We start from the raw sequence: 24,359 nt of genomic DNA, 5'->3' as shown, positions 1-24,359 counted from the left end.
TTTGAACGGCATGCATAATATCGCCAAAATTCTTTGTCTCAAAAACGAGGACCTGCCGCCGCGCTGCGCCGCACGGCGCTCTCCGTCTACGGGATCCTTTCCTTACGTGCGCAATGCGACGCCATACGAGTCATGAACAAGCCGGTTTTGCCCCTGACATACGAACAGCTCGATCACTGGATCGAATCGCTGCAACCCACGTTGCTGGCGGAGCGTTTCACGATGGCGATCGGCATTCTGCGTGGCGGCGCACCGCTTGCGCTGATGGTTTCGCATGCGGCCGGCACGCCGGTCGCCTTTCTGCGCTACGACCGCCAGTCACGCATGGTCGCCTGGGATTCGACATTGCCGATCCCGCCCGCGGGTTCGAAAGTGCTGCTGTGCGAGGACATCGCGGGGCGTGGCTTTACGCTGACCGATTGCATCACATTCCTTCAGCAACATGGCCTCGACGTCAAGACGCTGACCGCCGCGGTCGACGACCTGAGCCGCACGCAACCCGATTACGCAATCGACGCCCGCGGCTACTTCGCGCTGTTTCCGTGGGAACGCCAGGCCTACACCCAGCGTTATCGCGAGGACTGGGAGCGCGTTGAAGCGGGGGGCGCCCAAGCGGGCGCTGCGCCCGCCATGGCCGACGACCACGAATACGCCACCTACGCGATTGACCTCGACGGCATTCTGCTACCCGACGTGCCGCTCGCGCGCTACGACGAGGATCTGGCCGCGGCGCTCACCGAACGCGACGCGCTGCTGCCGTTCGAAGTGCTGCCGGGCATCGATCTGCAACGCGTGCGTACGATCATCACCGGCCGGCCGGAACTGGATCGTGCGCGCACCGAAGCGTGGCTCGCGCGGCACGGCTTCGGTCATATGCAACTGGTGATGCGCACGCCCGGCACGCACGATGAAAGTCCCGCCGGCGCCGCCGCTCACAAGGCTGCTGCGGCATTGCGCGGCGGCGTCACGCATTTTGTCGAGAGCGATCCGATGCAGGCGTTGCTGATTGCTCAGCAAGCGCCCTTGCTGCGCGTGATCTGGTGGGACGCGCTAACGCAAACCGGGATGCTGGTCGGGGCACATGCGTGGACTTGATCGAGCGCTAGACTTCTTTCAACTCCCTGACCTCTTTCACCTCTTTACCGTCACGCAGATGCAAATGCCGCGCAGCCCGCTGCGAGGCGACGATAATCAGCTTCATCGTCGCACGCGTGGCGCCGACGAACAGCTTGCGTGCAATACGCTCGTCGAACGATTCGAAGTCGACTTCGGTGAGAATCACGCAAGGCGCCGCCTGCCCCTTGAAGCGATAGATCGACTCGAACAGCACATCCCCTTCGCGGTACTCCGGGTTGCCGAACAGATCGTACTTACCCGTAAAACTGCGCAACCGATGCGGGCCGAGATGATCCTGCGCGGTCATCGCCGAGCCTTCGCGGCCGCGAAATGAGAGCACGGCAATGTCCTGCTTGCGAAAGCCGAGCGACAACGCCTGCGTGATCGCCCGCTTGGTCGCCTCGATGCTGCCTTCGGCGGCATTTGCTTCGTCGTAGACGGAGAGCGAAATATCGGAGCCGTCGAACGGACTGCCCGACGCCAGACCCGCCGCGACCGGCACCGAGGCGCCGACCACGTCGCGCACATAATCCAGAATGTCGCGCGGACTGCGGTAGTTAGTGGTTTCTTTGAGCGTGGTCCAGCCGGGCAGCTCGACCGGTTCGCGCATATACAGATTCTGCAACGGGTCTTCGAGCCACCACCACGCGGCGCCCGGCCGCAACAGGCGCTCGAGCGCGGCCACCCACGGCTGCTGGAAATCCTGGCCTTCGTCGACGATCAGCACGTTGAATTGCCAGCGCGCGTCGATCGGCGTTTCGGCGAAAATCGTTTCAAGCTGATCGAAGACGTCACCGGACTGGAAATCCGGCTCGCGGCCCGCGTCGCGCGCAATCCAGTCGCATAGCTGGTGATAGTTCGCCACCTTCGCCTCAGGCGGTGCAACCCGCGCAATGTGATCCGCAAGCGGCCGGTTGAAACACACGTACAAAGGCCGCTGCCCGCGCGCCACCGCGTCTTTCATCACCTGCACCGCGAGTTGTGTTTTGCCGGAGCCGGCCGTGCCGATCACGCGCAGCCGGAACGGCGAAAACTCGAGCCGGCGCGCCCAGGTCGCAAGGCCACCCGCCAGACGCGTAACGAGCGTGCCGGCCTGGCCGACCAGTGCGCTGGCGTCGGGCGTGAGCGCAAGCTCGTCGGCGAGAAAGTGATGGATTTTCGGTGCGCAGGCGAGGCGCGGTTCGTCGGCCGGCAAGGCTTCGCGAATGATCGCGGCAAGCCGGTCCTTACGCGTCGCGTCGACAATCCGTGCAGGATTTACGCCTGCAATCGCCGCATCCTTGACGATGTGGTCCGGGCAATACAGCAGCTCTTCGATGAAATAAGTGCCCGCGCCGAACGCTGCGGTGAAGCGCCGGTGCAGCGTTTCGACGGTGTGCGCGAGCGCGATCGCTACGTTGCGTTCCGTCTGAAGATAGACCTTGACGAGCCCCTTGGGCGTTTCGCGCAGGAAGCCGGTTTTCTGTTCGACGATCATCACACGCCCGGCCGGGCTGACGATCACGAAGTCAGCCTCGCCGAATACCGAAAAGTTCTGATTCAGGCGGGTCCAATGCACGCCGTGATAGACGGTGTAGCCATCAGGAAGCGCTTCTTCCAGCAGCGCGAGGGTTTCGCGTTCGCGTGCCGCCGCGCCGGTGGCGGCGAGGCTCTTCCAGTCGTCGGGGACAATGCGGGCCATGCGGTGCCTCGTCGTATTCGGGTGCGCCCATTGTACGCAACGCCCGCGCGTTGCCGGCATGGCCCGGGGGCGGTAATCGGGCTTCTGTCGGCAAGGCGCTTCGGGCAACGCTTCGGGTCATCCTTCGGGTCATCCTTCGGGTCACGCTTCGGGGCGTGCCGCGGACAACACTTCGCGCGCCAGATTACAGGCACGCGGCGCGCAAACCCATGCGCATCGTGTATCGTTACTGGCTGAACGCCGCGCGCCGCGCGCGGCTTGCCAACTACCAATGTAAAAAAAGGATTTGCCGGATGATTACGATCTGGGGACGCGCCAACTCGGTCAACGTACAGAAAGTCTTGTGGTGCTGCGACGAACTGGTGCTGCCGTACGAACGCATCGACGCGGGCCTGCAATTCGGCCGCAACAATGAACCCGACTATCTGGCAATGAACCCGACTGGCAAGATTCCAACGCTGGTCGATGACGACTTCGTGCTGTGGGAATCGAACTCGATCCTGCGCTATCTGGTGCTGCAATACGGCGAATCGAGCCTCCTGTACCCGTCCGAGCCGAAACTGTGCGCGAGCATCGACCGCTGGCTCGACTGGTCGCTCACCACGCTGCAACCCGCGGAAAAGCCAGTGTTCTGGGCTCTCGTGCGTACGCCGGCCGCCGGGCGCGACGCCGCCAAGCTCGCTAGCGACTTCGCCGCGGTCACCTTGCTATGGCGCCTGCTGGACAATCATCTGCAAGGCCGCTTCTTCCTCGAAGGCGAGAAGTTCACGCTCGCCGATATCGTGATCGGCGCGTACGCGAAACGCTGGTTCGGGCTGGACGGCGTCGAACGTCCCCCGCTGCCGAATCTGGAGCGTTGGTATTCGCGGATTGCGACGCGTCCGGGTTTCAAGAAATACGTCGATTTCCCGCTGACCTAAACTATCCAGCGGCTAGCCGGCAGCCTCATGCCTCGTCCGCGGCGCCCAGCCGCGACCGGCCAGCGCACCTGACACCGTCACAGCGAAGCGCGATGGCCTTTATAATCGACGCATGAAGACCGCCAAGCCCGCCGCGACCGCCGATAAAGCCACTCTTGCCGCCTCTGCTCATCATCATGAGCCGGGGCACCTGCACGGTGGGCACGGTGAATCGCAGGAAGCCGCACTGACCCTCGCGGAAGAATATTGCCGCGAACGCGGTGAAAAACTTACGCCAATCCGCCGTAAAGTGCTCGAATTGCTGCTAAATTCCGGGCGCGCCACCAAAGCCTATTCGTTGCTCGACGACATGCGCCAGATCCATCCCGGCTCGGCGCCACCCACGGTTTACAGGGCGCTCGACTTTCTGCTCTCGGCTGGGCTCGTCCACCGCATCGAATCGATCAATGCATTCACCGTCTGCCACGACCTGACGCAATGCCAGCACGGCATTCTGGTGGTCTGTCAGCAATGCGGCAACGTCACCGAACTGCATCAGCCCAAGCTGCGCCAGGCGCTCGTCGCGCAAATCGAAGACGCGGGCTACCGCCTTGCCAGCGATGAAATCGAATTGAAGGGATTGTGTTCCGCCTGTCAGGCAGCGGAAGCGGCCAGCGCCGGTGCCGCGACACCGGTCGCCGCCGCCAAATAGCAGTAGCGGCCGCAATCAGATTTGCAGCCTGATTGCAGACCGATTGCGGACCGATTGCAGATCGTCTTGCCACGCGAAGGCTTGCCGCTGAAGATATGGCGGCAAGAAACCGCCGCCCACCTACGAAACCTTTCAGCCCGCCGCGCGAGCGGCGATCGCGTTGTGCAATAGCGTCACGAGGTCTTCCGGCAATGCCGGCTTGGTCATGAAATACTGGAAGCCTTCGCCGATGCTGCGTAAGCGATAAGCGTCGTCGGTATGGCCCGTGAGCGCTACGGCCACCGAAGGCACATGGTCGCCGCGAATTTCGTGATCGCGCAACCGCTGGATCAGATAAAAACCGTCCATGGCCGGCAATTCGAGGTCGCACACCACCGCATCAGGCAACAGCCGCAGCGCCGCTTCGACGCCCTCTTCCGCATCCGCCACTGCGACGACATGCGCCCCTTCTGCTTCGAGTAACAAGGTCAGCGATTCCCGGCTATCCGGGTCGTCTTCGACGAGCACGATCGTGGCCTGATCGAGTCTCAATGCTCCGTTCATGTTCTGTTGTTGCTCTAAAAAAACGGTTAGGCCGTCAGACGTGGCCAACGTATCGTCCTGCTGTTTGCCGCCAATTTGCGCGGCTGCGGTATTGCTGTCCATGGTTCCGACTCGATTTCATGCGTCGAGTTGCATACAGGCCCGCGATTGTAAAGCATGGCCTGAGCGCAACGCGTGCGCACAGTAACGCGCCAAAATTGCACGCCGATGAAAAACCGGCCCTCGGCGCCGTTGCCCTGGCAAACCGATGCCGACACCCGATTCGCCGTGGCCGCTGGTGCAAACCCGTGTGCACCGCCTTGTCCGCCCGGCATCTTCTCTGACATTCCTGTTCTTTTGCGACGTCCGCGCTGTTGTGTCTCGCGCGCGGCGTTCACATCCATCCCTCAGGTAGCATGTTGCGTGCCTCGGCGCGTTTGTTAGATTCGCCGTTGCGTCCGCATGGTTGCGCGAGCCTGCCGCACGATCTACGGCGGCGCTATCATCGTGTGCGCAAGACCGCAGCGGCTGCATTCAACCGCTGCGATGCAGCACGGCTGACGAGCACCATCCCCACCCCCCAAAAAACCTGAGGCCGCCCGACACCATGTCCGATCTCGACTCCGCCACGCTCGACGCACTCCGCCATGTCAGCACCGCCACGCTGACCACCCAGTTGTTCAAGCGCGGCTTGCGCAATACGTTCATGCAAGGTGTCGCGCCGCTCGCCGCGCACAGTGGCGCGAATCTGGTCGGCCCGGCATTCACGCTGCGCAACATTCCCTCGCGTGAGGACATCGACGTGCTCGAACTATTTGCGGATCCCGAGTACGCGCAGCGCAAATGTGTCGAAACCATTCCGGCCGGTCATGTGCTGGTGCAGGATTGCCGCGGCGAGCGCGGCAGCGCCTCGTTCGGTTCGATCCTCTCGCAACGATTGCAGGTGCGCGGCGTGGCGGGCATGGTGTCCGACGGTCCGGTACGCGACAGCACGACGATCGCCGCGCTCGGCATGCCGGTGTTTTGTGCCGGAGCAAGCGCGCCGCCGAATCTGATTCGGCATCATGCGGTCGATATCAATGTGCCGATCGGCTGCGGCGGTGTAGCCGTGTTTCCTGGCGACGTGATCGTGGGCGATGCGGACGGCGTGGTGGTGATCCCACGCAAAATGGCAGCCGACGTTGCGCAGGCCGCCGCTGAACAGGAGCAACTCGAAGCGTTTCTCACCGAGCGTATTCGTGACGGCGCCGCGCTGCCCGGCACTTATCCGCCAAACGAAAAGACGAAGGCTGCGTATGAGGCGTGGCGCCTGAAAAACAAAACATAAACATCACGTTTTTACACCAGCAGGCAAAGCTCTCGCAAGAAAAAATTCATCTCTTTATCGAAACCATTTCGTAATTATATTTCGCATACCGTACTTATTGAACTTAATCTTTTCTCCTCGTATCTACCTATCGTTACCAACATGACCGGTACGTACGATGCGAAGAAATCCTCAACATTTCATTAACGACGAATCGGCTGACCTGCCATCCAATTCACGCCGTCGCTTCATGTTCAAATCGGCTGCATTGCTTCCCGCGGCTGTCACGCTCACGGCCTGCGACCCGAAGCAAACGTCGTCGAGTGAAACGCCAGAACCACCGCATCAATCCCACAAGCCCAGATACTTCAGCGCCGACGAATGGGTCTTCATTCAGGCTGCTGTCGCCCGCCTGATTCCCTCCGACGACAATGGCCCCGGCGCCGTCGAACTCGATGTGCCGGTATTCATCGACAGGCAGATGGAAGGCGAATTTGGCCATGCTGCGCGCTGGTACATGCAGGGCCCATTCAGGCAGGCGGCCCCGCAGTTCGGCTATCAATCGCGTCTGACGCCGCGCGAAGTTTACCGACTCGGCATCGCCGAAACCGACGCGCTATGCATCGCCCTCCATGGCAATCATTTCGCCGGGCTAAGTAATCTCGATCAAGACGCCGTGCTGCATCAACTGGACAGAGGTGAACCTGAATTCATCGGCGTCGACGCCAAAACCTTCTTCGACTTCCTGCGCGCCAACACGATCGAAGGCTATCTCGCCGACCCCGTGCACGGCGGCAACAAGCACGCGGGCAGCTGGAAGATGATCGGCTTTCCCGGCGCGCGGGCCGACTACCTGGACTTTGTCGGCCGGAACCAGCCGTATCCCTATGCGCCGGTCGGCGTCATGGGCAAGGAGGAATGAGATGACGGCGATCAAAAAGAAACCCGTGGACGCCGTACTGGTCGGCTTCGGCTGGACCGGCGCCATCATGGCAATGGAACTCACCGAGGCCGGGCTCAACGTGCTCGCACTCGAACGCGGCCCCGCGCGCGACACCAACCCGGATTTCGCCTACCCGCGCATTGCCGACGAACTGACCTACGGCATCCGCTACGGTCTGATGCAGAACCTCGCGACTGAAACCGTCACGGTTCGTCATACCGCGCAAGACCAGGCGCTGCCGTACCGGCAACTCGGTTCGTTCCTGCTCGGCAACGGGGTAGGAGGCGCCGGTGCGCACTGGAACGGCATGCACTGGCGCGCCACCGCCAGTGACCTGGTGCTGCGCAGTCACTACGAACAACGCTACGGCAAGCGCTTCATTCCCGTGGATATGACGATCCAGGACTGGGGTATCACTTACGACGAACTCGAACCGTTCTACGACAGGTTCGAATACGTATGCGGCGTGTCGGGCAAAGGCGGCAATATAGGCGGCCAGCCGAGCGCCGGCGGCAATCCTTTCGAGAGTCCGCGTCAGCGCGACTACCCGCTGCCGCCACTCAAAGACAACCTCCCCGCCGCGCTCTTTGCAGACGCAGCGCGCTCGCTCGGTTTCAAGCCGTTTCCATCGCCCTCGTCGAACGCGTCGCAGGCTTATACCAACCCGTACGGCATGCAACTCGGCGCGTGCAATTTCTGCGGCTATTGCGAACGCTTCGGCTGTTACATGTATTCGAAGGCGTCGCCACAGATCACCATCATCCCTGCGCTACGCAAGAAGACGAACTTCGAGTTACGCACGCAAGCGCACGTGACGCGCGTGAATCTCGATTCGTCCGGCAAGAAAGCGACGGGTGTCACCTACATCGACTCCATCGGCCGCGAAGTGGAACAGCCCGCCGACCTCGTCATTCTTTGCGCGTACCAGATGCACAACGTGCGCCTGCTGCTGCTCTCGAAGATCGGCCGTCCCTACGATCCGCAAACCGGCCAGGGAACGGTCGGCAAGAACTACGCCTATCAGATGAACGGTGGCGTCTCGTTGTTCTTCGACAAGAACGTCTACCTGAATCCATTTGCCGGCTCAGGCGCGGGCGGCCAGGCGGTCGACGAATTCAATGGCGACAACTTCGATCATGGCCCACTCGGCTTCATCGGCGGCGCCTACACGGCCGCCAATATCACCGGCGGCAGGCCGATCCAGCAGGCCATGCTGCCGCCGGGCACACCGTCATGGGGCGCGCAATGGAAAAGCGCGCTGAAGGAAAACTACCTGCACTCGATGACTATCGGCACCGAAGGCTCGGTAATGTCGTATCGCGACAATTTCCTTGACCTCGATCCGACGTATCGCGACGCCTACGGCCAACCGCTGTTGCGCATGACCTTCAACTGGAAAAGCAACGATATCAAGATGTCGCAATACACCACCGGACGCGCGGCGGAAATCGGCCGCGCGATGAAGCCGAAGCAACTCGTGATCAACACCAAGAAGATCGGCGATCAATACGACGTGCGGCCCTATCAAACCACCCACACTACCGGCGGCGCGATCATGGGCGAGCGCCCCGACAGCAGCGTGGTCAACAAATATCTGCAAAGCTGGGACGTGCCGAACGTTTTCGTGCTCGGCGCCAGCGCGTTCCCGCAAAATTTTTCGTACAACCCGACCGGCACGGTCGGCGCACTCGCGTACTGGGCGGCGCACGCAATTCGCACGCGCTATCTGAAGAACCCCGGCGCGCTGCTGGCCGTTTGACGAGGACGCAGAGCATGAAAAACTCTCCCCGGCTTCGGACAACGATATCGGTCTGCACGGCGGCGGCATCGCTGGCGCTTTTATCGGCGGCGCGCCTTGCATACGGCCAGGCGGCCGCAACCACAACAGCTCCTATCCCACCCGCCGCCCGGGCCTCCCCAGGCACACCGGCAGCCAACAGCCTCGTGCAGCGCGGCGCCTATCTGGCCCGCGTGGGCGATTGCGCCGCCTGCCACACTGCACCGGGCGGCAAGCCATTCGCGGGCGGCCTGCCGATGGAAACGCCGTTCGGCACGATCTACTCCACCAACATCACGCCCGACAAAGACACCGGCATCGGCGGTTACAGCTTCCAGGCGTTTGACGACGCGGTGCGCCGCGGCAACTCGAAACGCAACGGGCATCTCTATCCGGCGATGCCCTATCCGTCGTTCCGGATTCTGTCGCGCGACGACATGGACGCGCTCTACACGTATTTCATGGAGGGCGTCGCGCCGGTAAATCAACCCGCGCGTCCGAACCAATTGCCATTTCCACTCAATGTGCGAGCTTTGATGATCGGCTGGAACCTGCTGTATCTGAAAGCCGATACGCCTTACCGCAACGATCCGTCGAAGAGCGTCGAATGGAATCGCGGCGCCTATCTCGTGCAGGGGCTCGGCCATTGCGGCGCATGCCATACGCCGCACGGCGCGACAGGTCAGGAAAAAGCCTTCAGCGAGCAGGACGGCAAACGCTACCTGAGCGGCGCCACGCTCGCCGGCTGGAACGCGCCATCCCTCGCCGACGGCCTCGGCACCGGGCTCGCAGGTTGGTCGACGGAGGAACTGGCGGCGTTTCTGAAGACCGGGCGCGGCGCCCATACTGCGGCGTTCGGCGCCATGACGGAAGTGGTGAACGACAGCACGCAACATCTGAGCGATGCCGACCTGAAGGCCATCGCGGTGTATCTGAAGAGCCTCACGCCCGAAGACCTCGCCCCGGGGCCGCCCGTCAGCGCCGACGAAGCCGCGAGCGCCACGCGCGCGCTGCGTGCCGGCGACCTGCACGCGCGCGGCGCCGCGATCTACCTCGACAACTGCAATGCCTGCCACCGCTCGGACGGCGCGGGCGCCGGACAGACCTTCCCCTCGCTGTCAGGCAACCCTGTCGTCAATGCGGTTGATCCGGCCTCGCTGATTCACATCGTGCTGACCGGTTCGAAGATGCCGTCGTCGTCCGCAATGCCTGCGCCGCTCGCCATGCCGGATTTCGGCTGGCGGCTCAGCGACCAGCAGGTTGCCGACGTGCTGACGTTCGTCCGCGGCAGTTGGGGCAATCAGGCAGAGCCGGTCGATGAGTCGGCGGTGAAGAAACTTCGGGCGACGCTTCACGCTCAAGCGCCGCAGCAGAGCGCCCCTCGCGGCCCATAACTGAAGGGATAGCCCCGGCGCTGCCGGGGCAACAAGACGGCGTTACGCCCGAGCGCCTCCCGCCGCACGATGATCTGGTGCCGCCCTCAGTCCGCCTTGCCCGGACCGATGCCCTGCACGAGCAAGGCCACCACGTGCCGGGCGATCTCCTCGCTGCCGATATTGCGCCGCACGGGATCGTTACGCCACAGCTTCGAGGCGGCCAGCGGCAAAATCGTCAGACCTAGCAGCGTGACGAATACCAGCGACGGCTCCAACCCCGCATTCAGGCGCCCTTCCTTTTGCCAGCGCACGATGGCTGACAGCGACGCCTTCTGATGCGCGTCGCCGAACCTTTCGTGCATGCGCTGGCGCAGCAGGCCGCCGTCGCTGATCACTTCGCGCACCCATAGCGACGGAAACCACGGGTGGTCGCTCGCCACCTGCACCAAACGCTGTGCGAGCTGCGTGATTGCCGCCATGGGGTCGTCGGGATTTTCCTGAAATGGCACGCCGAACGCCGCGCGTAGCGGAGCGAAGCGCTCGTCGATCAGCACGTCGAGCAGTTGATCGCGCGTCTTGAAGTAGTAATGCATCATCGCCGGCGTGAAACCCGCCTCGCGGGCGATCTCGCCGAGCGTCGTGTCGACGATGCCCTGGCGCGCGAACAAGGCGAGCGCGGCATCCAACAGGCGGCTGCGCTGCTCCGGGCCGCGCGCCGAGCCCGAAGGCCTGCCGGGGCGCCGTGCGGGTGCGGGTGCGGGTGCGGGTGCGGGTGCGGGTGCGGCGTTCGCGGATTCGCCGCCCACAGCGGCTGACGCCGTCGGCTTCGAAAGCTTTCGCACCTTCACGGCGGCTGTGCTGCGCGGCGCGCGTTTCACTTCCTGTTCATTCGACGGGGACCTTGCCATTGCATTCAATTTGACGTGTGAAGCGATGTCGCATATATTAATCCCTGAATTAATTAATTTCAACGCCGTGGTGCCATGAACCAATCGACAACGCCCCAACCCGCCGGGCTCATGCAGCCGGACGTGCAACCGGATGTGCAACCTGGTGTGCCACCAGATACGCAGCCCGGCGCGCAGGCAACCGACCACCCGCCGATCCGCCTGTTGTTTCCGGCGTTGCTGCTGGTCATGCTGCTCGCCGCGCTCGATCAGACGATCGTCTCGACCGCGCTGCCGACCATCGTCGGCGAACTCGGCGGGCTCAACAACCTGTCATGGGTGGTGACCGCCTACCTGCTCAGCTCGACCATCGTCGTGCCGCTGTACGGCAAATTCGGCGATCTGTTCGGCCGCAAGATCGTGCTGCAGACGGCGATCGTCGTGTTTCTCGTCGGCTCCGCGCTATGCGGCATCGCCCAGGATATGACCCAGTTGATCGTGCTGCGCGCGCTGCAAGGGCTCGGCGGCGGCGGTCTGCTGGTCGTAACGATGGCCGCTATCGCGGACGTGATTCCGCCGGCTGAACGAGGCCGCTACCAAGGCGTATTCGGCGGCGTGTTCGGTCTCGCCACGGTGGTCGGGCCGCTGCTCGGCGGCTTTCTCGTCGAGCACCTGTCATGGCGCTGGATTTTCTACATCAACCTGCCGCTCGGCATCATGTCGCTGGTTGTAATCGGCGCGGTCTTCAAACCGCACGTCCGGCACGTGAAGCACACCATCGACTACATGGGCGCCGCGTTTCTCGCCGGCGCGCTCACCTGCATCATCCTGTTTACGAGCCAGGGCGGCACGATCCTGCCGTGGTCGTCGCCGCAGTTGTGGTTCACGTTAGGGATGGGGCTCGTGGCGATCTGGGGTTTTATCCACGAGGAGCGCACTGCCGTTGAACCGATCATGCCGCTCGAGCTCTTTAAACAGCGCACGTTTTTGCTGAGCAGCCTGATCGGCTTCATCATCGGCGTGTCGCTGTTCGGCTCGGTCACTTTCCTGCCGCTGTATTTGCAGGTGGTCAAAGGCTCAACGCCTACGGAAGCCGGCATGCAGATGTTGCCGATGATGGGCGGCCTGTTCGTGATGTCGATGGTGACCGGCCGGGTGATCAGCAAGATCGGCAAGTACCGCATGTTCCCGATCGCCGGCACGTTCCTCGTGGCCGTCGCCATGCTGCTGCTCGCACGCCTGCAGATCGACACGCCAATTCATGTGATGTATATCTACATGGGCATTCTCGGTTTCGGCCTCGGCATGGTGATGCAGGTGTTGATTCTCGCCGTGCAGAATACGGTCGAATTCAAGCACATGGGCGTGGCCACTTCGGGTGCGACGCTGTTCCGTTCGATCGGCGGCTCGATCGGCGTGGCCGGTTTTGGTGCGGTGTTTTCCAACGGCCTCGCCGCGCGCCTGGAAAAGTTGATTCCGCCCGACACCGAATTGCCGCACGCGCTCGGGCCGGCGGCCATCCACCAGTTGCCTGAAGCGTTGCGCGACGATTATCTGCAGGCGTTTGCCGGCGCGTTGCACACAGTGTATCTGTCGGCGGCCTGCGTGGTAGTCCTGGCCTTCGCACTCGCGTGGCTTCTGAAGGATCATCCGCTGCGCAAGCACTGATCCCGTATCACGCTTCCTGCAAGCGTTTTTCTGCAAGCGCTTGATGACGAGGTCGAACGCCATGGGCTTCAACCTCGTTCTGTTTTCATTGCCGCCCTTCCGTTCTGCCGATTCCGCCATCGCACCATGGTCTGCGCGCCATAACTACGCGCGCGGCGTAAAAAAAGATCCGCCTGCTCGTTCTGCCGACATATGCAGTGTTTCGTCGTACCTGCAAACGTGCCCTCACGCACCTGAAGTAGGTGAGAACGTCGATTGACGTTCTCATCGAAACGCCACATATTGCAAGCAGCAGCACCGCAAGCGAGGACTTGCGTCCCAAGGCTCTCCAGCGCATGTGGATCGTGGTTTCCGCGGACATTGCTCCTGCCTCAACACGATCTGGAGCATGCCGTAACGACGTTGATTTCCACAGGTGGGTCCACAGTATGTCCACCCAGACAATACTCGGCCATAGTTTCCCGATGCCCTGCAAACGCTGCGGCGGCGCCCTGTATCGGCAAGTCGACTACTGTCCGTATTGCGGCGCGGTGCATCCACTCGACGCCGGCCCACACAAGCGCCCCGTGATTCCCGGCAGCCGCGCCAGCGCCATGAGCAAGACGGCGCAGAAAAACGGCTTCGACCCGGCACAGCCGAGCGAAACCGAGCTCACCGCGCAGACAGCGCTCGCTGACGAAGCCGCCCCTATCGAGCCCCCGATGCAACTGCCGGTACTCGCGACGCTTCCCCCGCGCGCCGATCCGCCGCTCGCCGATCCGCCGCATTCCGGCGGCCGTCGCGCTCTCCCGATGCGCTGGGTGCTGCTCGCGATCGCGGCCATTGGCGCAATCGGACTAGCGTATGTCGCCTATACACTATTCAGCGACGACCGCGAGTCGCAGAACAGTAACGCCGAGCAGACCGCCGACAACGTTCAGGACGCCAGAACGGCGACCGGCACGATCGCGCTCTACACACCCTCTCAGTCGACGAGCCCGGCTACTGCAAGTAAGCCCGCTGCCCCCATCATCCCCGCCAAGCCCGCACCGGCGATCCCGTCCATGCCCGTCGCACCGCCGTTGGCCGCAGCGGCGCCTGTAAAACCGGCCACGCCGCAGTTCCACGATGCCGCGCAAGCGCTGCAGGCAGCGCGTCTTGCCTTCCGCGCCAACGATCTGTCCGCGGCACAAGCGGCGCTTGGCGCGGCGCAAACGCTGCAACCCGGCAATAGCGACGCTCAAAGCCTGGTAACGGAATTGAAGCCGCTCACCGCGCGCCGCGACGCCGCGTTGCAGGCAGCGCAAGCGTGTGTCGCGCAGCAGTCGTGGAGCTGCGCACGTCAGCACGCCAACGAGGCGCTCTCGATCGACACCGGCAACGACACCGCGAAGACGATCCTCGAAGACGTGATTCGCGAGACGGGTTGGGCACCGCTCAAGCCGCATGCCGCGATAGAAAGTCCGGTCGGCGATAAATCGTTTGGATACCGAATTTCATAGCCGCTTTTTCATAACCGCTTGCGAGACCGATTTTTCTGGCTGACGGCCTGAATCATGGCACGCCCGATTGCATGGGCGATCGCATGCTCTCTGAGCGGCAACAGACGGACATGGCACGCGCAACGCATTGAACATGCGATGGCAAGCCGGCTCACCGGTGCTTCGCGCGTACAGACGCGAGAGGCTGTTCAACCCTGACCGATAGGTAGATAGACCATGCTGAAGAAACTTCTGGCGGGATGGCTGGGGCTGGTGCTGATGGTCATGTTTTCGTTGGCTCACGCCGAGCCTGCGCACTACAAGATCGTCACCGGTCCGGAACGGGGCACATATATTCAGATCGGCCAGGACCTGTCGAAATGGGTAGCGCAGCCAGCGGGCATCGACCTGGAAGTGATGGCGTCGAAGGGCTCGGCCGAAAACGTACAGCGCATGCGCTTCGAGCCGGGCGTGAAGCTCGCGCTGGTGCAATCCGACGTGTATCAGGCCTACATCGACATGGCCAATGCGGGCAATGCGGATGCGGGCACGGCAATCCGGCCGTTACGGCTCATCATGCCGCTCTACGACGAGGAAATTAACGTCGTGGTGCGCGCGGACTCGCCGATGAAAACCTTCGCCGACATCAAGGACAAGAGCATCAGCGTCGGCCTCCTCGGCAGCGGCACGGCTCAAACCGCCACGACCCTCTATCACCTGATGTTCGGCCAGGCGATTCCCGAGCAGAACGTCCAGCACCTGAGTAATGAAGACGCGCTGGCGGCGTTGATCGTCAAGAAGGTGGACGTTGCAATTATCGTGGTCGGGCAGCCGGCGAAACTGTTCAACGACATGAATCCCGAACTGCTGCAACAGATCCGCCCTCTGAGGGTGGATCCCAACGCGCCCGAAACCGCCCGTGCGAAACAGACGTACTTTCCCGCGACGCTCCGCGCGACCAGCTATCCGAACTGGCTGAAAGAAGACGTCCCCACGTTGACGGTGAAGGCCTTTCTCGTCACCTACGATTACGGTCTGCGCGATACCGTCGGCAATCTGAATCACTTTGCGGATTCGCTCTGCGCCAACTTCGACAATCTGCAGGAGCACGGGCATCCGAAGTGGAAGCAGGTGAAACTCGAATTGCCGACGCTCGTGCGCGGATGGAAATACTACGGCCCGGTGGAGAAACATTTGCGCGCGTGTCTCGCGAACAAGAGTGCGGCGATCAGCGCGACGGCCGCCGCCGCGCAAGCGGTGCAGAAGCCGCGCTCCTCTTGCACGGATCAGGAGCGCCTGCTTTTGCTGTGCAAGTAATGTCACGTCGCGAGGAGCACGCGTTCAGGCGTGCTCCTTCGAGGCGGCCGACACGTCCATCGCCCGTTGCAGCGCCTCGTACACCTTCGGCCGGTTGCATTGCGACACGTTAAAGCGCAGGAAGCCGGCCGCCGATTGCGACGCGCTGAACACATTGCCGGGCGCGAACACCACGCTCTCGGCTAACGCGTGACGCGCGACGTCGGCAGCGTCAAGCCCATCCGGCAGGCGCGCCCACACGAAAATACCGGCGCGTGGCCGTGTCCACACTTCAAGACTTGCATACCCCAGCCGCCTGATCGTCTCGCCCATGGCGTCCGCGAGCTTCGCACGCATCGACTCCAGATGCCGCCGATAGGTGCCGTCCACCAGCAGACGATGCACGACGCTTGCCGCAAGCTGGCCGTTACCGAATGACGTAGCCAGCTTCAGATCGACCAGCGGCTCGACCCATTCGCTGCGCGCCGCGATGTAGCCGCAGCGTACGGCTGCGGACAGGGTTTTAGAAAAGCTGCCGATCGAGACCACCCGCGCGAGACCGTCGAACGCCGCGAGACGCGGCGCCGGTTCGTCCTCGAAGTCGGCGAAGATATCGTCCTCGACGATCAGCAGATTGTGCTCGCCCGCCAGTTTCAGCAGCCGATGTGCGATGGCCGGCGCAAGCGTGGCGCCGGTCGGATTGTGGATCGCGGAATTGGTCACGTAGAGCCGCGGGCGATGCTCGATCAGCGCCCGCTCGAATGCCGCCAGATCGGGCCCGGACGGCGTATAAGGCACACCGACGATGCGGGCGCGGTGCGCGCGCAGCAGCGCCTGAAAGTTGAAGTAGCACGGATCGTCGATCAGGACCGTGTCGCCGGGTTCGAGCAGAAAACGGCAGACAAGATCGAGCGCGTGCGTGCCGCCGTCGGTCAGCACGATCTGCTCGGGCGGCGCTTCCACGCCGTGCTGCGCGAGCCGCCAGGCGAGTTGCTGACGCAGCGCGGGCAAACCACACGGGCTCGCGTATTCGGCGAGCGACGCTTGCGGATCGCGCGCCACGGCACGCAACGCGCGGCGCACGCCCTCTTCCGGCAGCCATGAAGGCGGCATCCAGCCGCAGCCCGGCTTGAACACCTTCGCACTGGCCTCCAGCGACTGCCGCGTGAGCCACAGCGGATCGACCTCGCGATCCAGCCGCGGCCCGAGATCGGCGAGCGCGAGCGGCGGCGCATGGCCGGACACGAAAAAGCCGGAACCGCGCCGAGCGACGATCACCCCTTCCGCGACCAGCCGGTCGTACGCTTCCACCACGGTCGACTTCGACACGCCGAGTGTCTCGGTCATCACACGGATCGACGGCACGCGCGCACCCGGCATCAGCGCACGGCTCGCGATGCGCTCGCGCAAGCTGTTCATCACCGTGCCGACCCGCGTGCCGGTTGGCGCGCCCGAGGGTGCCCGACTGCTATTGCTTTCCGCCATCTGTACTGCTCCACGTTCGGTACAGTTTGTACGAATTGTACTGATCCGTAGCTTACCCTTTACAGCCTGAAAGCGGATGCTATGAGTTCTGTTTTCAATGCGTATGGACTCTTTCAATGGACAAGACAACGAACGGTTGGGTGAGCGGTATGGTGGGCGTGTTGATTTTCAGCGGCTCACTGCCCGCCACGCGCATCGCCGTGCAGGGCCTCGATCCGGTGTTTCTGACGGTAGCGCGCGCGACCATCGCGGGCACGCTGGGTCTATTGCTATTGCTCGTGTTTCGCCAGGCTCGGCCCGCCAAGCGCGATCTCATTCCGCTGGTGGTGGTCGCGCTCGGCGTGGTGGTCGGCTTTCCGCTCCTGACCGCCCTCGCGCTGCGCCACGTAAGCGCCGCGCACGCCGTGGTGTTCGTCGGGCTCCTGCCGTTGTCCACCGCGATCTTCGGGGTGCTGCGCGGCGGCGAGCGCCCGCAGCCGGCGTTCTGGCTGTTCTCGGCGCTTGGCAGCGGCGCGGTGGTCGCGTTCGCCTTGCGCCACGGCATCAGCGCATCGCCGCTCGGCGACGCGCTGATGCTGGCGGCGATCGTCGTCTGCGGCCTGGGTTATGCCGAAGGCGCGCGGCTGTCGCGCCATCTCGGCGGCTGGCAGGTGATTTCGTGGGCACTGGTGCTGTCGCTGCCGGTGATGCTGCCGCTCGCCTGGTGGGCGCGGCCGGCATCGTTTGAAGGCGTCAGCCACGCGGCGCTGTGGGGCCTCGCGTACGTGTCGCTCTTCAGCATGCTGATCGGCTTCGTGTTCTGGTATCGCGGACTGGCGCTCGGCGGCATCGCGGGTGTCGGGCAGCTGCAGTTGCTGCAACCGTTCTTTGGCCTGCTGCTCGCCGGCTTGCTGCTGCACGAACAGGTGCCGCCCGAGATGATCCTGGTGACCGTCGTGGTGGTAGCGTGTGTAGCGGGCGCGCGCCGCTTCTCGCGGACCGCACCGGCACGACCGGCAGTCTGAACGGTGTCTCGCCCGCGCGTGCGCTCCTTGATTTTTAGGACCGCGCGGGGTCGGCTGTCGGTTGAATATGTCATCATCTCAACGATCGACCCACCACTCGCGCCGCGACCAAGATGCCGACCGCTTTTGCACAAACCGTCGAAGCCCGCTTTGCCGAACTCACGCCGACCTCCAAACGCGTCGCCAGTTACATGCTGGCGAATCTCGACCGGCTCGGCCTCGAAAACGCCGACCAGATCGCCCAGCAAGCAGGCACCAGCGGCATTTCGGTCGGCCGGTTCCTGCGCAGCATCGGCTACCAGAACCTCGATGACCTGAAGCGCGAACTGCGCGGCGCGCAGGAGCGCCCGTGGCTGATCACCGACCGGCTCGATGCGTTTCGCCGCGCCTCCGGCCAGCACGACGAAGCCACACCCGCCGCAAGCGGACCTGACGCTTCCATTCCCGCCCCTAACCCGGCGCTCGCCCACTCGCTCGAACTTGAAATCGGCGCGATCCAGCATGTCTACCAGCTTGCGCAATCGCCGGTGTTCGCCCGCGTGGCCGACCGCATCTCGAATGCGGACGCCGTCTATATCCTCGGTATTCAGTCCACACGCGGCATCAGCAACGCGTTTTACAGCTACCTCGAGTACATCCGCCCGCGCGTGTTCTATTCCGACGGCATGTCAGGCTCATATGTCGATTCGCTGAACTCTGAGTTCAAGTCACCGTATCTGATCATCACCGATACGCGCGCCTATTCGATGATCGCGCGCCGCTATTGCGAAGCCGCCACGCGTCGCGGCCTGCCCTTCGCGCTCGTCACCGATATTTACTGTCCGTGGGCGCGCGAATTCGACGGCGATCTTTTGCAGGTGAAGACCGATGTCGGTCAGTTCTGGGATTCGCTGGCGCCGCTCACGTGCCTGTTCAATCTGCTGATCTCGGCGATTGTCGAACGGCTTGGGCCAGGCATCGACGAACGCGTTGCACGTAACCGCGAACTGCAAAGCGAATTCGACCAGTTCGACCTTTGAAGCCGCTTTCGCGATACGCCACGTGATTGACGATCGGCTCACCGGGGGCCGCCGCGCCACGCGTGGCAAGCGCATGTTGCTTCGCGGCGCGATGCACGGGGGACCGGATCGGCAACCGCACAAACCGCCCGCTGCACTCGATGAAGCGTGTTGATTGCGTCAGGATGCTGTCGTGGCCGCCGCCTCGCCGCCGAGATACGCGTCGCGGATCCGCTCGTCGCCCAGCAGGGACTCAGCCGTGCCTTCAAGCACGACACGGCCGGTCTGCAACACATAGCCGTAGTGCGCGATCTCCAGAGCAAGGCTGGCGTTCTGCTCGACCATGAAGAACGTCACGCCTTGCCGGTTGATCGTGTCGATCAGTTCCAGCACTTTATCGACATAGAGCGGCGACAAACCCATGGTGGGTTCGTCCATGCAGATCAGCTTCGGCCGACTCATCAGCGCGCGCGCCATGGCAAGCATCTGCTGCTCGCCGCCGGAGAGCGTGCCGGCCTTTTGCGTCAGACGCTCTTTCACGCGCGGAAATAGACCCAGCACACGCTCGTAGTCTTCGTCGATGAAAACGCGGTCGCGCCGTGTATAGGCGCCCATCAGCAGATTTTCACGCACCGTCATGTCGCCGAACAGCCGCCGCGCTTCGGGCACCGACCCGACACCGCGCCGTACGATCTGCGGCGTACTGAGTCCTGTGATCGCCTCGCCTTCGAACGTTATGCTGCCGGCGCGCGGCTTGTGCAGACCGAGAATCAGCTTCATCGTGGTCGACTTGCCGCTCGCGTTGCCGCCGAGCAGACTCACGATCTGCCCGCGCCGCACTTGAAAATTGACGTCGAAATGCACCTGTACGGGGCCGTAAAACGTTTCGATATGTTCGAGTGTCAGTAAAGCGTCGCTCATCGTCGATGTTCCAGAAGTTCAGGCCGCCACGCGCACGGCCGCCGCGCCGCCGACATTGCGATGACCCAGATACGCTTCGATCACACGCGGATCGTTGCGCACGTCGCGCGGCAAGCCTTCAGCGATTTTCCCGCCGTTGTCGAGCACGATCACGCGATCTGATAGCCGCATCACCATGTCGAGCTTGTGTTCGATCAGCAGGATGGTCAGCCCGCGCGCTTTCAGTTGCTGAATCAGCACCAGCATTTCGGCGGTTTCGGACTCGTTCATGCCGGCCGTCGGCTCGTCGAGCAACAGGATGCGCGGATGCAAGGCGAGCGCGCGGGCAATCTCGACACGCCGCCGGTTCGCATACGACAGGCTATGCGCCGGATGATCGATGCGCGGCGTCAGGCGCTCGCCAAACCCCGCGATGATCTCGCGCACTTCGGCGCGCAGCGCCGCATCTTCACGGCGGACTGAAGCCGGACCGATAAGTGCGCGTGCTACTTCGGCGATGGCGCCGACAATCGGCCAACCCGTGCGAGCGACGCGCAAACGTGCGTGCGCGCCGATCAACACGTTGTCGAGCACGCTCAGATTGCCGAACACCCGGCCATGTTGAAACGTCCGCGCAAGCCCGAGCGCGGCAAGCTTTTCCGGCCGCACGCCGGTGATGTCGCGGCCGTCGAATTGCACACGGCCCGCGTCCGGCGTATCGAGCCCGGTGATCAGATTGAACAGCGTCGACTTGCCCGCGCCGTTCGGTCCGATCACGCTGATGAGTTCGCCTTCCGAAATCGAAAGATCGACTCCGTTCACCGCGGTCAGTCCGCCGAAGCGCCGCGTCACGCCGCGCACATCGAGAAGAGTCTGTGTCATGTGCGCTCCGTCATACCGTTCCCAGCAAACCCTGCGGCCTGAACCGCACCAGCAACAGCAGTACCAGTCCGTAGATCAGCATCCGATAGTCGGCAGCCCAGCGGAAAATCTCCGGCAAGCCGATCAGCGCCACCGCGCCGACAATGCCACCCAGTACGTTGCCGAGACCACCGAGAATCACCATCGTCAAGGCGAGGATCGACACTTGCGAGTCGAAGGTCTGGTTGTTGATGTAGCTATACAGATGCGCTGCGATCCCACCGCTGATGCCGGCGGCCAGCCCACCGAACGCAAACGCGATTGCCTTGTAACGATTCGGACGAATCCCGTGCGAGCGCGCAGCAACCTCGTCTTCGCGAATGGCCCGCAGCGTGCGGCCCAGATGCGAGCCCAACAGCCGTGTTTGCAGCAGCGCCAGCACGATCAGCACGCCGAGCGCGAACCAGTAGATCGCACGCGCGCTGTCCGGCGTCCAGCCGAATACCGACAGCGGCGCGATGCCCGCGATGCCGAGCGGGCCACGCGTCAGACTGTCCCAGTTGAGGATCACGAGGCTCACAACTTCGCCGATGCCGAGCGTCGCAATCGACACGTAGTGGCCACGCAAACGGAATGCCGGATAGACCAGCAGCGTGCCGAGCGCGGCGGTGATCAGGCCGGCGCAAAAGATCGTCACGACCGGCGACCAGCCGAGGTTGGTCGACAGCAACGCAGATGCGTACGCGCCGATTACCAGCAGTGCGGCATGGCCAAGCGAAATCTGTCCGACCGTGCCCGCCACCAGGGTCAGGCTCAACGCCAACATTCCGTACAGCCAGGCATTGGTGAGGGTTTGCAGGAGATAGGACGAGGTGGCAACGAACGGCAGCACAACCGCAGCCAGCGCGAGAGCAAGCACCACGGCGCGCGGCACTTTCACCGCTTTGCCCGCGGACAGGAAAGTGCCGGTCATCGGCTCGGGCGGCAATCGGCGGCTGCCGCTAAAGAGTCCGTTGGGACGCCACACCAGAAACAGCAGGAGCAACACGAATGCAAACAGATCGCGGTAGCTGGTACCGAAGATCGCCACACCATAGCTCTCCACCAGACCCAGCAGCAGGCTGCCGACAATCGCGCCCGGCACGTTGCCCAGACCGCCGATCAGCAACGCCACCACGCCCTTGAGCGTGGCCTGGAAGCCCATCGCCGGATCGATGCTGTTGTAGTACATGCCGACCAGCAGGCCGCTCACGCCGCCGAGCGCGCACGCGATCGCAAACACCGCCTGATTGACGCCATTGACGTTGACGCCCATCTGCTGTGCCGCGTCCCGGTCCTGCGCGGTTGCGCGTACAGCCCAACCCAAACGCGTGAAGCGCAAAAACACATAGAGCACTGCCGCCGCCGTCACGCCGATGCCGGCAATCAGCAGATCCAGCGAGCCGATCGTGGCGCCGCCAAGGCGAAAGTGCCAATCGGGCAGCGTGCTCGGCACCGGCCGCGGATCGGCGCCAAACAGCAACTGCGCGCATTGATCGAGCACGAAGCTGATGCCGATCGTCGCGAGCAACGGGGCGATGCGCGCCGCGCCCTGTAGCGGCCGCAAGCCGATGCGCTCAATCGCGATGCCCAGCAGCCCGCAGCCGACCACCACCGCGAGCAACGCTAGCGGCAACGGAAATCCGAACCGCGTCAGACACAGCCAGCCGATGAAGCTGCCGATCATGTACACCGAGCCGTGCGCAAAATTGATCAGATGCGACACGCCGAAGATCAGCGCCAGGCCGACCGCCAGCAATGCATAGATATTGCCGACGATCAGTCCGTTGATCGTGTAGTCGAGCCATGAAGCCATTGCATTCAGTTCCGGTGAGAAGCAGACACGTGAGCGCTGCTTAGGCGTTGCTTGTGCATTGCGGCGGTGTTATTTGGAAGCGACCAGCGGCTTCGCACCGTCCCATTGCGTGAACTGATTGTCCTTGACGACCAGATACACGCTGCGCGCGCCGGCCACGCGGCGCGTCTCTCGATCGAACTGCACCTTGCCGAAGATCAGGCTCGGCACATCCTTGATCTGCTTCAGGCCGTCATGCACCGCCTGACGAGTCACGCCGTAGCGGCGCATGACTTCCGCCGAGATGATCATCGCGTCGTAAGCGCGCGCGGCGAAGGTATCGGGCTCGCCGTTGTACTTCGCGCGATAACGCTGCACGAAGTCCTGCACTTCAGGCCGCTTGTCGCCGGGGAAGAAATTCGATTCGGTGAATACGCCGTTCACAGCCTCGCCGCCCAGTTCGAGAAACTTCGGCGAATAGACCGAACCCACTGCCGCGATGGGTTGCGTCAAACCCGACGAGCGCGCCTGACGTACGATCTGCGCACCGTCCGCGTAGTACGAGATCAGCACGAGCGAGTCGGGTTTCGCTTCGTTCACGCGCACCAGCGTCGCGCGGAAATCTTTTTCGGTCGGCTGATAACCTTCCGCTGCAACGACCTGCGCGCCATCCTGCGCGGCAGCCTTCGCGAAAATGTCCTTGCTGGTGCGGCCCCAGTCGGTGTTCAGATAGAGCACCGCAATGCGCTTGAAGCCGAGTTCTTTTGTCGCGTAGTGCGCGAGCAGCGGCTGCTCTTCGGCCTGGCTAAGCGCCGTGCTCCACATGTAGTCGCCACCCTTCGTGAAGTCAGGGTGCGAATTGGTGAAGCCGAATTGCACGAGTTGTCCGCGCTGATAAATCGGCGAGGCCGCCATCGAGGTCGTGCTCGACAGGTCGCCTAACTCCAGCAGAATGCGCGGATCGCCGACAAACTTCTGCGCAATCGATACCGCCTGGCGCGGGTCGCCACGGCTGTCCTCGAAGTCGTATGCGAGTGGGCGGCCCTTGATGCCACCCTCGCTATTGATCTGCTCCAACGCGAGATCGAAGCCGCGCTTCCACTGCGTGCCGTATTGCGCGTCCTGTCCGGTAAGCGGCCCGCTCACGCCGATCAGATACGGCTCGCCCGCCGCGGCGCCGGCATAGGCCGGCGAACTTGCTGCGATGCCCACCACGGCGGCGAGCACCGGCAGCGTTTTCAGCCAGCGTGACCAGCTGGTCCGCGACGATTTGGATCCGTGTTTCATGTTTGCCCCAACTGTGATCTTCAAAGTGAGGCCATGTAACCACGGTGAATTCCGGCGACCCAACGAAGTTTTGGGAATATGGTTATCACGTTGGCGAACCTGCCTCTGCGCGCACAAGACGACGTGATGAGCCTCGACTCATGGTCATGCGCAGACACGCTAAGGCATCGCCTTGATGCCATTGATTTTTCTTTCTTTCGACACGCGCCGTATAGAACGAAACCTGAGACGCCACGCACTCTCCCGCCGATCCGCTTCGCATTTTTTCGGCTGTCGATATCGGAATTGATTATATAAATCCCGTATTTAGACGACCCTACAATGCGCGGACCGAATTGCCAGGGCGA

The 24,359-nt window shown here is 63.0% G+C and carries 20 protein-coding genes; 12 read left to right on the top strand and 8 right to left on the bottom strand.

The window, feature by feature from the left end:
- Positions 1-132 precede the first annotated feature (132 nt).
- Positions 133-1,095, top strand: a complete 963-nt coding sequence (locus HHL24_RS18335) for a phosphoribosyltransferase (protein ID WP_169486844.1) — start codon at positions 133-135, stop codon at positions 1,093-1,095.
- A 7-nt stretch (positions 1,096-1,102) separates the two neighbouring features.
- On the opposite strand, the gene HHL24_RS18330 is transcribed toward HHL24_RS18335, so the two are convergent.
- Complete coding sequence (locus HHL24_RS18330) at positions 1,103-2,797, bottom strand: ATP-binding domain-containing protein (RefSeq protein ID WP_169486843.1); 1,695 nt, start codon at positions 2,795-2,797, stop codon at positions 1,103-1,105.
- Between the two features lie 293 nt (positions 2,798-3,090).
- On the opposite strand from HHL24_RS18330, the gene HHL24_RS18325 reads away from it, so the two are divergent.
- Together HHL24_RS18325 and HHL24_RS18320 are read left to right on the top strand one after the other, a co-directional pair.
- A complete protein-coding gene (locus HHL24_RS18325; protein WP_169486842.1) occupies positions 3,091-3,717 on the top strand; it encodes a glutathione S-transferase family protein in 627 nt (208 codons plus the stop codon).
- A gap of 112 nt (positions 3,718-3,829) precedes the next feature.
- A complete protein-coding gene (locus HHL24_RS18320) occupies positions 3,830-4,408 on the top strand; it encodes a Fur family transcriptional regulator (protein ID WP_169486841.1) in 579 nt (192 codons plus the stop codon).
- A gap of 132 nt (positions 4,409-4,540) precedes the next feature.
- On the opposite strand, the gene HHL24_RS18315 is transcribed toward HHL24_RS18320, so the two are convergent.
- Positions 4,541-5,053, bottom strand: coding sequence for a response regulator (locus tag HHL24_RS18315; RefSeq protein WP_169486840.1), 513 nt, complete (start codon positions 5,051-5,053; stop codon positions 4,541-4,543).
- 484 nt (positions 5,054-5,537) lie between these two features.
- On the opposite strand from HHL24_RS18315, the gene HHL24_RS18310 reads away from it, so the two are divergent.
- The 4 genes from HHL24_RS18310 to HHL24_RS18295 all read left to right on the top strand — a co-directional run bounded on the left by HHL24_RS18310 (position 5,538) and on the right by HHL24_RS18295 (position 10,350).
- Complete coding sequence (locus tag HHL24_RS18310) at positions 5,538-6,257, top strand: ribonuclease activity regulator RraA (protein ID WP_169486839.1); 720 nt, start codon at positions 5,538-5,540, stop codon at positions 6,255-6,257.
- A gap of 229 nt (positions 6,258-6,486) precedes the next feature.
- Positions 6,487-7,158, top strand: a complete 672-nt coding sequence (locus HHL24_RS18305; RefSeq protein ID WP_230417506.1) for a gluconate 2-dehydrogenase subunit 3 family protein — start codon at positions 6,487-6,489, stop codon at positions 7,156-7,158.
- Position 7,159: 1 nt separating this feature from the next.
- On the top strand, positions 7,160-8,938 hold the full coding sequence (locus HHL24_RS18300) for a GMC family oxidoreductase (protein ID WP_169486837.1): 1,779 nt from the start codon (positions 7,160-7,162) through the stop codon (positions 8,936-8,938).
- A gap of 14 nt (positions 8,939-8,952) precedes the next feature.
- Positions 8,953-10,350: a c-type cytochrome gene (locus HHL24_RS18295; RefSeq protein ID WP_169486836.1), complete on the top strand. Its 1,398-nt coding sequence runs from the start codon at positions 8,953-8,955 to the stop codon at positions 10,348-10,350.
- A gap of 86 nt (positions 10,351-10,436) precedes the next feature.
- Here the strand turns inward: HHL24_RS18295 and HHL24_RS18290 are convergent, their stop codons facing one another.
- Positions 10,437-11,240, bottom strand: a complete 804-nt coding sequence (locus tag HHL24_RS18290) for a TetR/AcrR family transcriptional regulator (protein ID WP_206002909.1) — start codon at positions 11,238-11,240, stop codon at positions 10,437-10,439.
- 111 nt (positions 11,241-11,351) lie between these two features.
- On the opposite strand from HHL24_RS18290, the gene HHL24_RS18285 reads away from it, so the two are divergent.
- The 3 genes from HHL24_RS18285 (at position 11,352) to HHL24_RS18275 (ending at position 15,664) form a co-directional block, all read left to right on the top strand.
- Positions 11,352-12,887 (top strand): MDR family MFS transporter, encoded by a 1,536-nt coding sequence (locus tag HHL24_RS18285; protein ID WP_407947514.1) that lies wholly within the window; start codon positions 11,352-11,354, stop codon positions 12,885-12,887.
- A 428-nt stretch (positions 12,888-13,315) separates the two neighbouring features.
- Positions 13,316-14,368 (top strand): zinc ribbon domain-containing protein, encoded by a 1,053-nt coding sequence (locus HHL24_RS18280; protein WP_169486835.1) that lies wholly within the window; start codon positions 13,316-13,318, stop codon positions 14,366-14,368.
- Between the two features lie 216 nt (positions 14,369-14,584).
- Positions 14,585-15,664 carry a TAXI family TRAP transporter solute-binding subunit gene (locus tag HHL24_RS18275; RefSeq protein ID WP_169486834.1) on the top strand — a complete coding sequence of 360 codons (1,080 nt, stop codon included), beginning with the start codon at positions 14,585-14,587 and terminating at the stop codon, positions 15,662-15,664.
- Positions 15,665-15,688: 24 nt separating this feature from the next.
- Here HHL24_RS18275 and HHL24_RS18270 read toward each other — a convergent pair whose 3' ends face one another.
- Positions 15,689-17,128 carry an aminotransferase-like domain-containing protein gene (locus HHL24_RS18270; RefSeq protein WP_169486833.1) on the bottom strand — a complete coding sequence of 480 codons (1,440 nt, stop codon included), beginning with the start codon at positions 17,126-17,128 and terminating at the stop codon, positions 15,689-15,691.
- A 116-nt stretch (positions 17,129-17,244) separates the two neighbouring features.
- Here HHL24_RS18270 and HHL24_RS18265 point away from each other — a divergent pair, with 116 nt between their 5' ends.
- Together HHL24_RS18265 and sapR are read left to right on the top strand one after the other, a co-directional pair.
- A complete protein-coding gene (locus tag HHL24_RS18265) occupies positions 17,245-18,132 on the top strand; it encodes a DMT family transporter (RefSeq protein ID WP_169486832.1) in 888 nt (295 codons plus the stop codon).
- Positions 18,133-18,245: 113 nt separating this feature from the next.
- A complete protein-coding gene (sapR, locus tag HHL24_RS18260; protein WP_169486831.1) occupies positions 18,246-19,151 on the top strand; it encodes a sap1 transcriptional regulator SapR in 906 nt (301 codons plus the stop codon).
- A 159-nt stretch (positions 19,152-19,310) separates the two neighbouring features.
- Here sapR and HHL24_RS18255 read toward each other — a convergent pair whose 3' ends face one another.
- The 4 genes from HHL24_RS18255 to HHL24_RS18240 form a co-directional block, all read right to left on the bottom strand.
- A complete protein-coding gene (locus HHL24_RS18255) occupies positions 19,311-20,051 on the bottom strand; it encodes an ABC transporter ATP-binding protein (RefSeq protein ID WP_169486830.1) in 741 nt (246 codons plus the stop codon).
- Between the two features lie 18 nt (positions 20,052-20,069).
- Positions 20,070-20,912, bottom strand: a complete 843-nt coding sequence (locus tag HHL24_RS18250) for an ABC transporter ATP-binding protein (protein ID WP_169486829.1) — start codon at positions 20,910-20,912, stop codon at positions 20,070-20,072.
- Between the two features lie 10 nt (positions 20,913-20,922).
- Positions 20,923-22,746, bottom strand: coding sequence for an ABC transporter permease (locus HHL24_RS18245; protein WP_169486828.1), 1,824 nt, complete (start codon positions 22,744-22,746; stop codon positions 20,923-20,925).
- A gap of 69 nt (positions 22,747-22,815) precedes the next feature.
- A complete protein-coding gene (locus tag HHL24_RS18240) occupies positions 22,816-24,012 on the bottom strand; it encodes an ABC transporter substrate-binding protein (protein WP_169486827.1) in 1,197 nt (398 codons plus the stop codon).
- Between the last annotated feature and the right edge of the window lie 347 nt (positions 24,013-24,359).

The organism is Paraburkholderia polaris (genome assembly GCF_012927345.1).
Classification (GTDB): Bacteria; Pseudomonadota; Gammaproteobacteria; order Burkholderiales; family Burkholderiaceae; genus Paraburkholderia; species Paraburkholderia polaris.
This window is presented reverse-complemented; position numbering and strand designations above follow the sequence as displayed.

Excerpts from the sequence above, each read along its gene's own strand:
- HHL24_RS18335 (WP_169486844.1), top strand. The coding sequence starts at position 133 with ATGAACAAGCCGGTTTTGCCCCTGACATACGAACAGCTCGATCACTGG.
- HHL24_RS18330 (WP_169486843.1), bottom strand. The coding sequence starts at position 2,797 with ATGGCCCGCATTGTCCCCGACGACTGGAAGAGCCTCGCCGCCACCGGC.
- HHL24_RS18325 (WP_169486842.1), top strand. The coding sequence starts at position 3,091 with ATGATTACGATCTGGGGACGCGCCAACTCGGTCAACGTACAGAAAGTC.
- HHL24_RS18320 (WP_169486841.1), top strand. The coding sequence starts at position 3,830 with ATGAAGACCGCCAAGCCCGCCGCGACCGCCGATAAAGCCACTCTTGCC.
- HHL24_RS18315 (WP_169486840.1), bottom strand. The coding sequence starts at position 5,053 with ATGGACAGCAATACCGCAGCCGCGCAAATTGGCGGCAAACAGCAGGAC.
- HHL24_RS18310 (WP_169486839.1), top strand. The coding sequence starts at position 5,538 with ATGTCCGATCTCGACTCCGCCACGCTCGACGCACTCCGCCATGTCAGC.
- HHL24_RS18305 (WP_230417506.1), top strand. The coding sequence starts at position 6,487 with ATGTTCAAATCGGCTGCATTGCTTCCCGCGGCTGTCACGCTCACGGCC.
- HHL24_RS18300 (WP_169486837.1), top strand. The coding sequence starts at position 7,160 with ATGACGGCGATCAAAAAGAAACCCGTGGACGCCGTACTGGTCGGCTTC.
- HHL24_RS18295 (WP_169486836.1), top strand. The coding sequence starts at position 8,953 with ATGAAAAACTCTCCCCGGCTTCGGACAACGATATCGGTCTGCACGGCG.
- HHL24_RS18290 (WP_206002909.1), bottom strand. The coding sequence starts at position 11,240 with ATGGCAAGGTCCCCGTCGAATGAACAGGAAGTGAAACGCGCGCCGCGC.
- HHL24_RS18285 (WP_407947514.1), top strand. The coding sequence starts at position 11,352 with ATGCAGCCGGACGTGCAACCGGATGTGCAACCTGGTGTGCCACCAGAT.
- HHL24_RS18280 (WP_169486835.1), top strand. The coding sequence starts at position 13,316 with ATGTCCACCCAGACAATACTCGGCCATAGTTTCCCGATGCCCTGCAAA.
- HHL24_RS18275 (WP_169486834.1), top strand. The coding sequence starts at position 14,585 with ATGCTGAAGAAACTTCTGGCGGGATGGCTGGGGCTGGTGCTGATGGTC.
- HHL24_RS18270 (WP_169486833.1), bottom strand. The coding sequence starts at position 17,128 with ATGGCGGAAAGCAATAGCAGTCGGGCACCCTCGGGCGCGCCAACCGGC.
- HHL24_RS18265 (WP_169486832.1), top strand. The coding sequence starts at position 17,245 with ATGGACAAGACAACGAACGGTTGGGTGAGCGGTATGGTGGGCGTGTTG.
- sapR (WP_169486831.1), top strand. The coding sequence starts at position 18,246 with ATGCCGACCGCTTTTGCACAAACCGTCGAAGCCCGCTTTGCCGAACTC.
- HHL24_RS18255 (WP_169486830.1), bottom strand. The coding sequence starts at position 20,051 with ATGAGCGACGCTTTACTGACACTCGAACATATCGAAACGTTTTACGGC.
- HHL24_RS18250 (WP_169486829.1), bottom strand. The coding sequence starts at position 20,912 with ATGACACAGACTCTTCTCGATGTGCGCGGCGTGACGCGGCGCTTCGGC.
- HHL24_RS18245 (WP_169486828.1), bottom strand. The coding sequence starts at position 22,746 with ATGGCTTCATGGCTCGACTACACGATCAACGGACTGATCGTCGGCAAT.
- HHL24_RS18240 (WP_169486827.1), bottom strand. The coding sequence starts at position 24,012 with ATGAAACACGGATCCAAATCGTCGCGGACCAGCTGGTCACGCTGGCTG.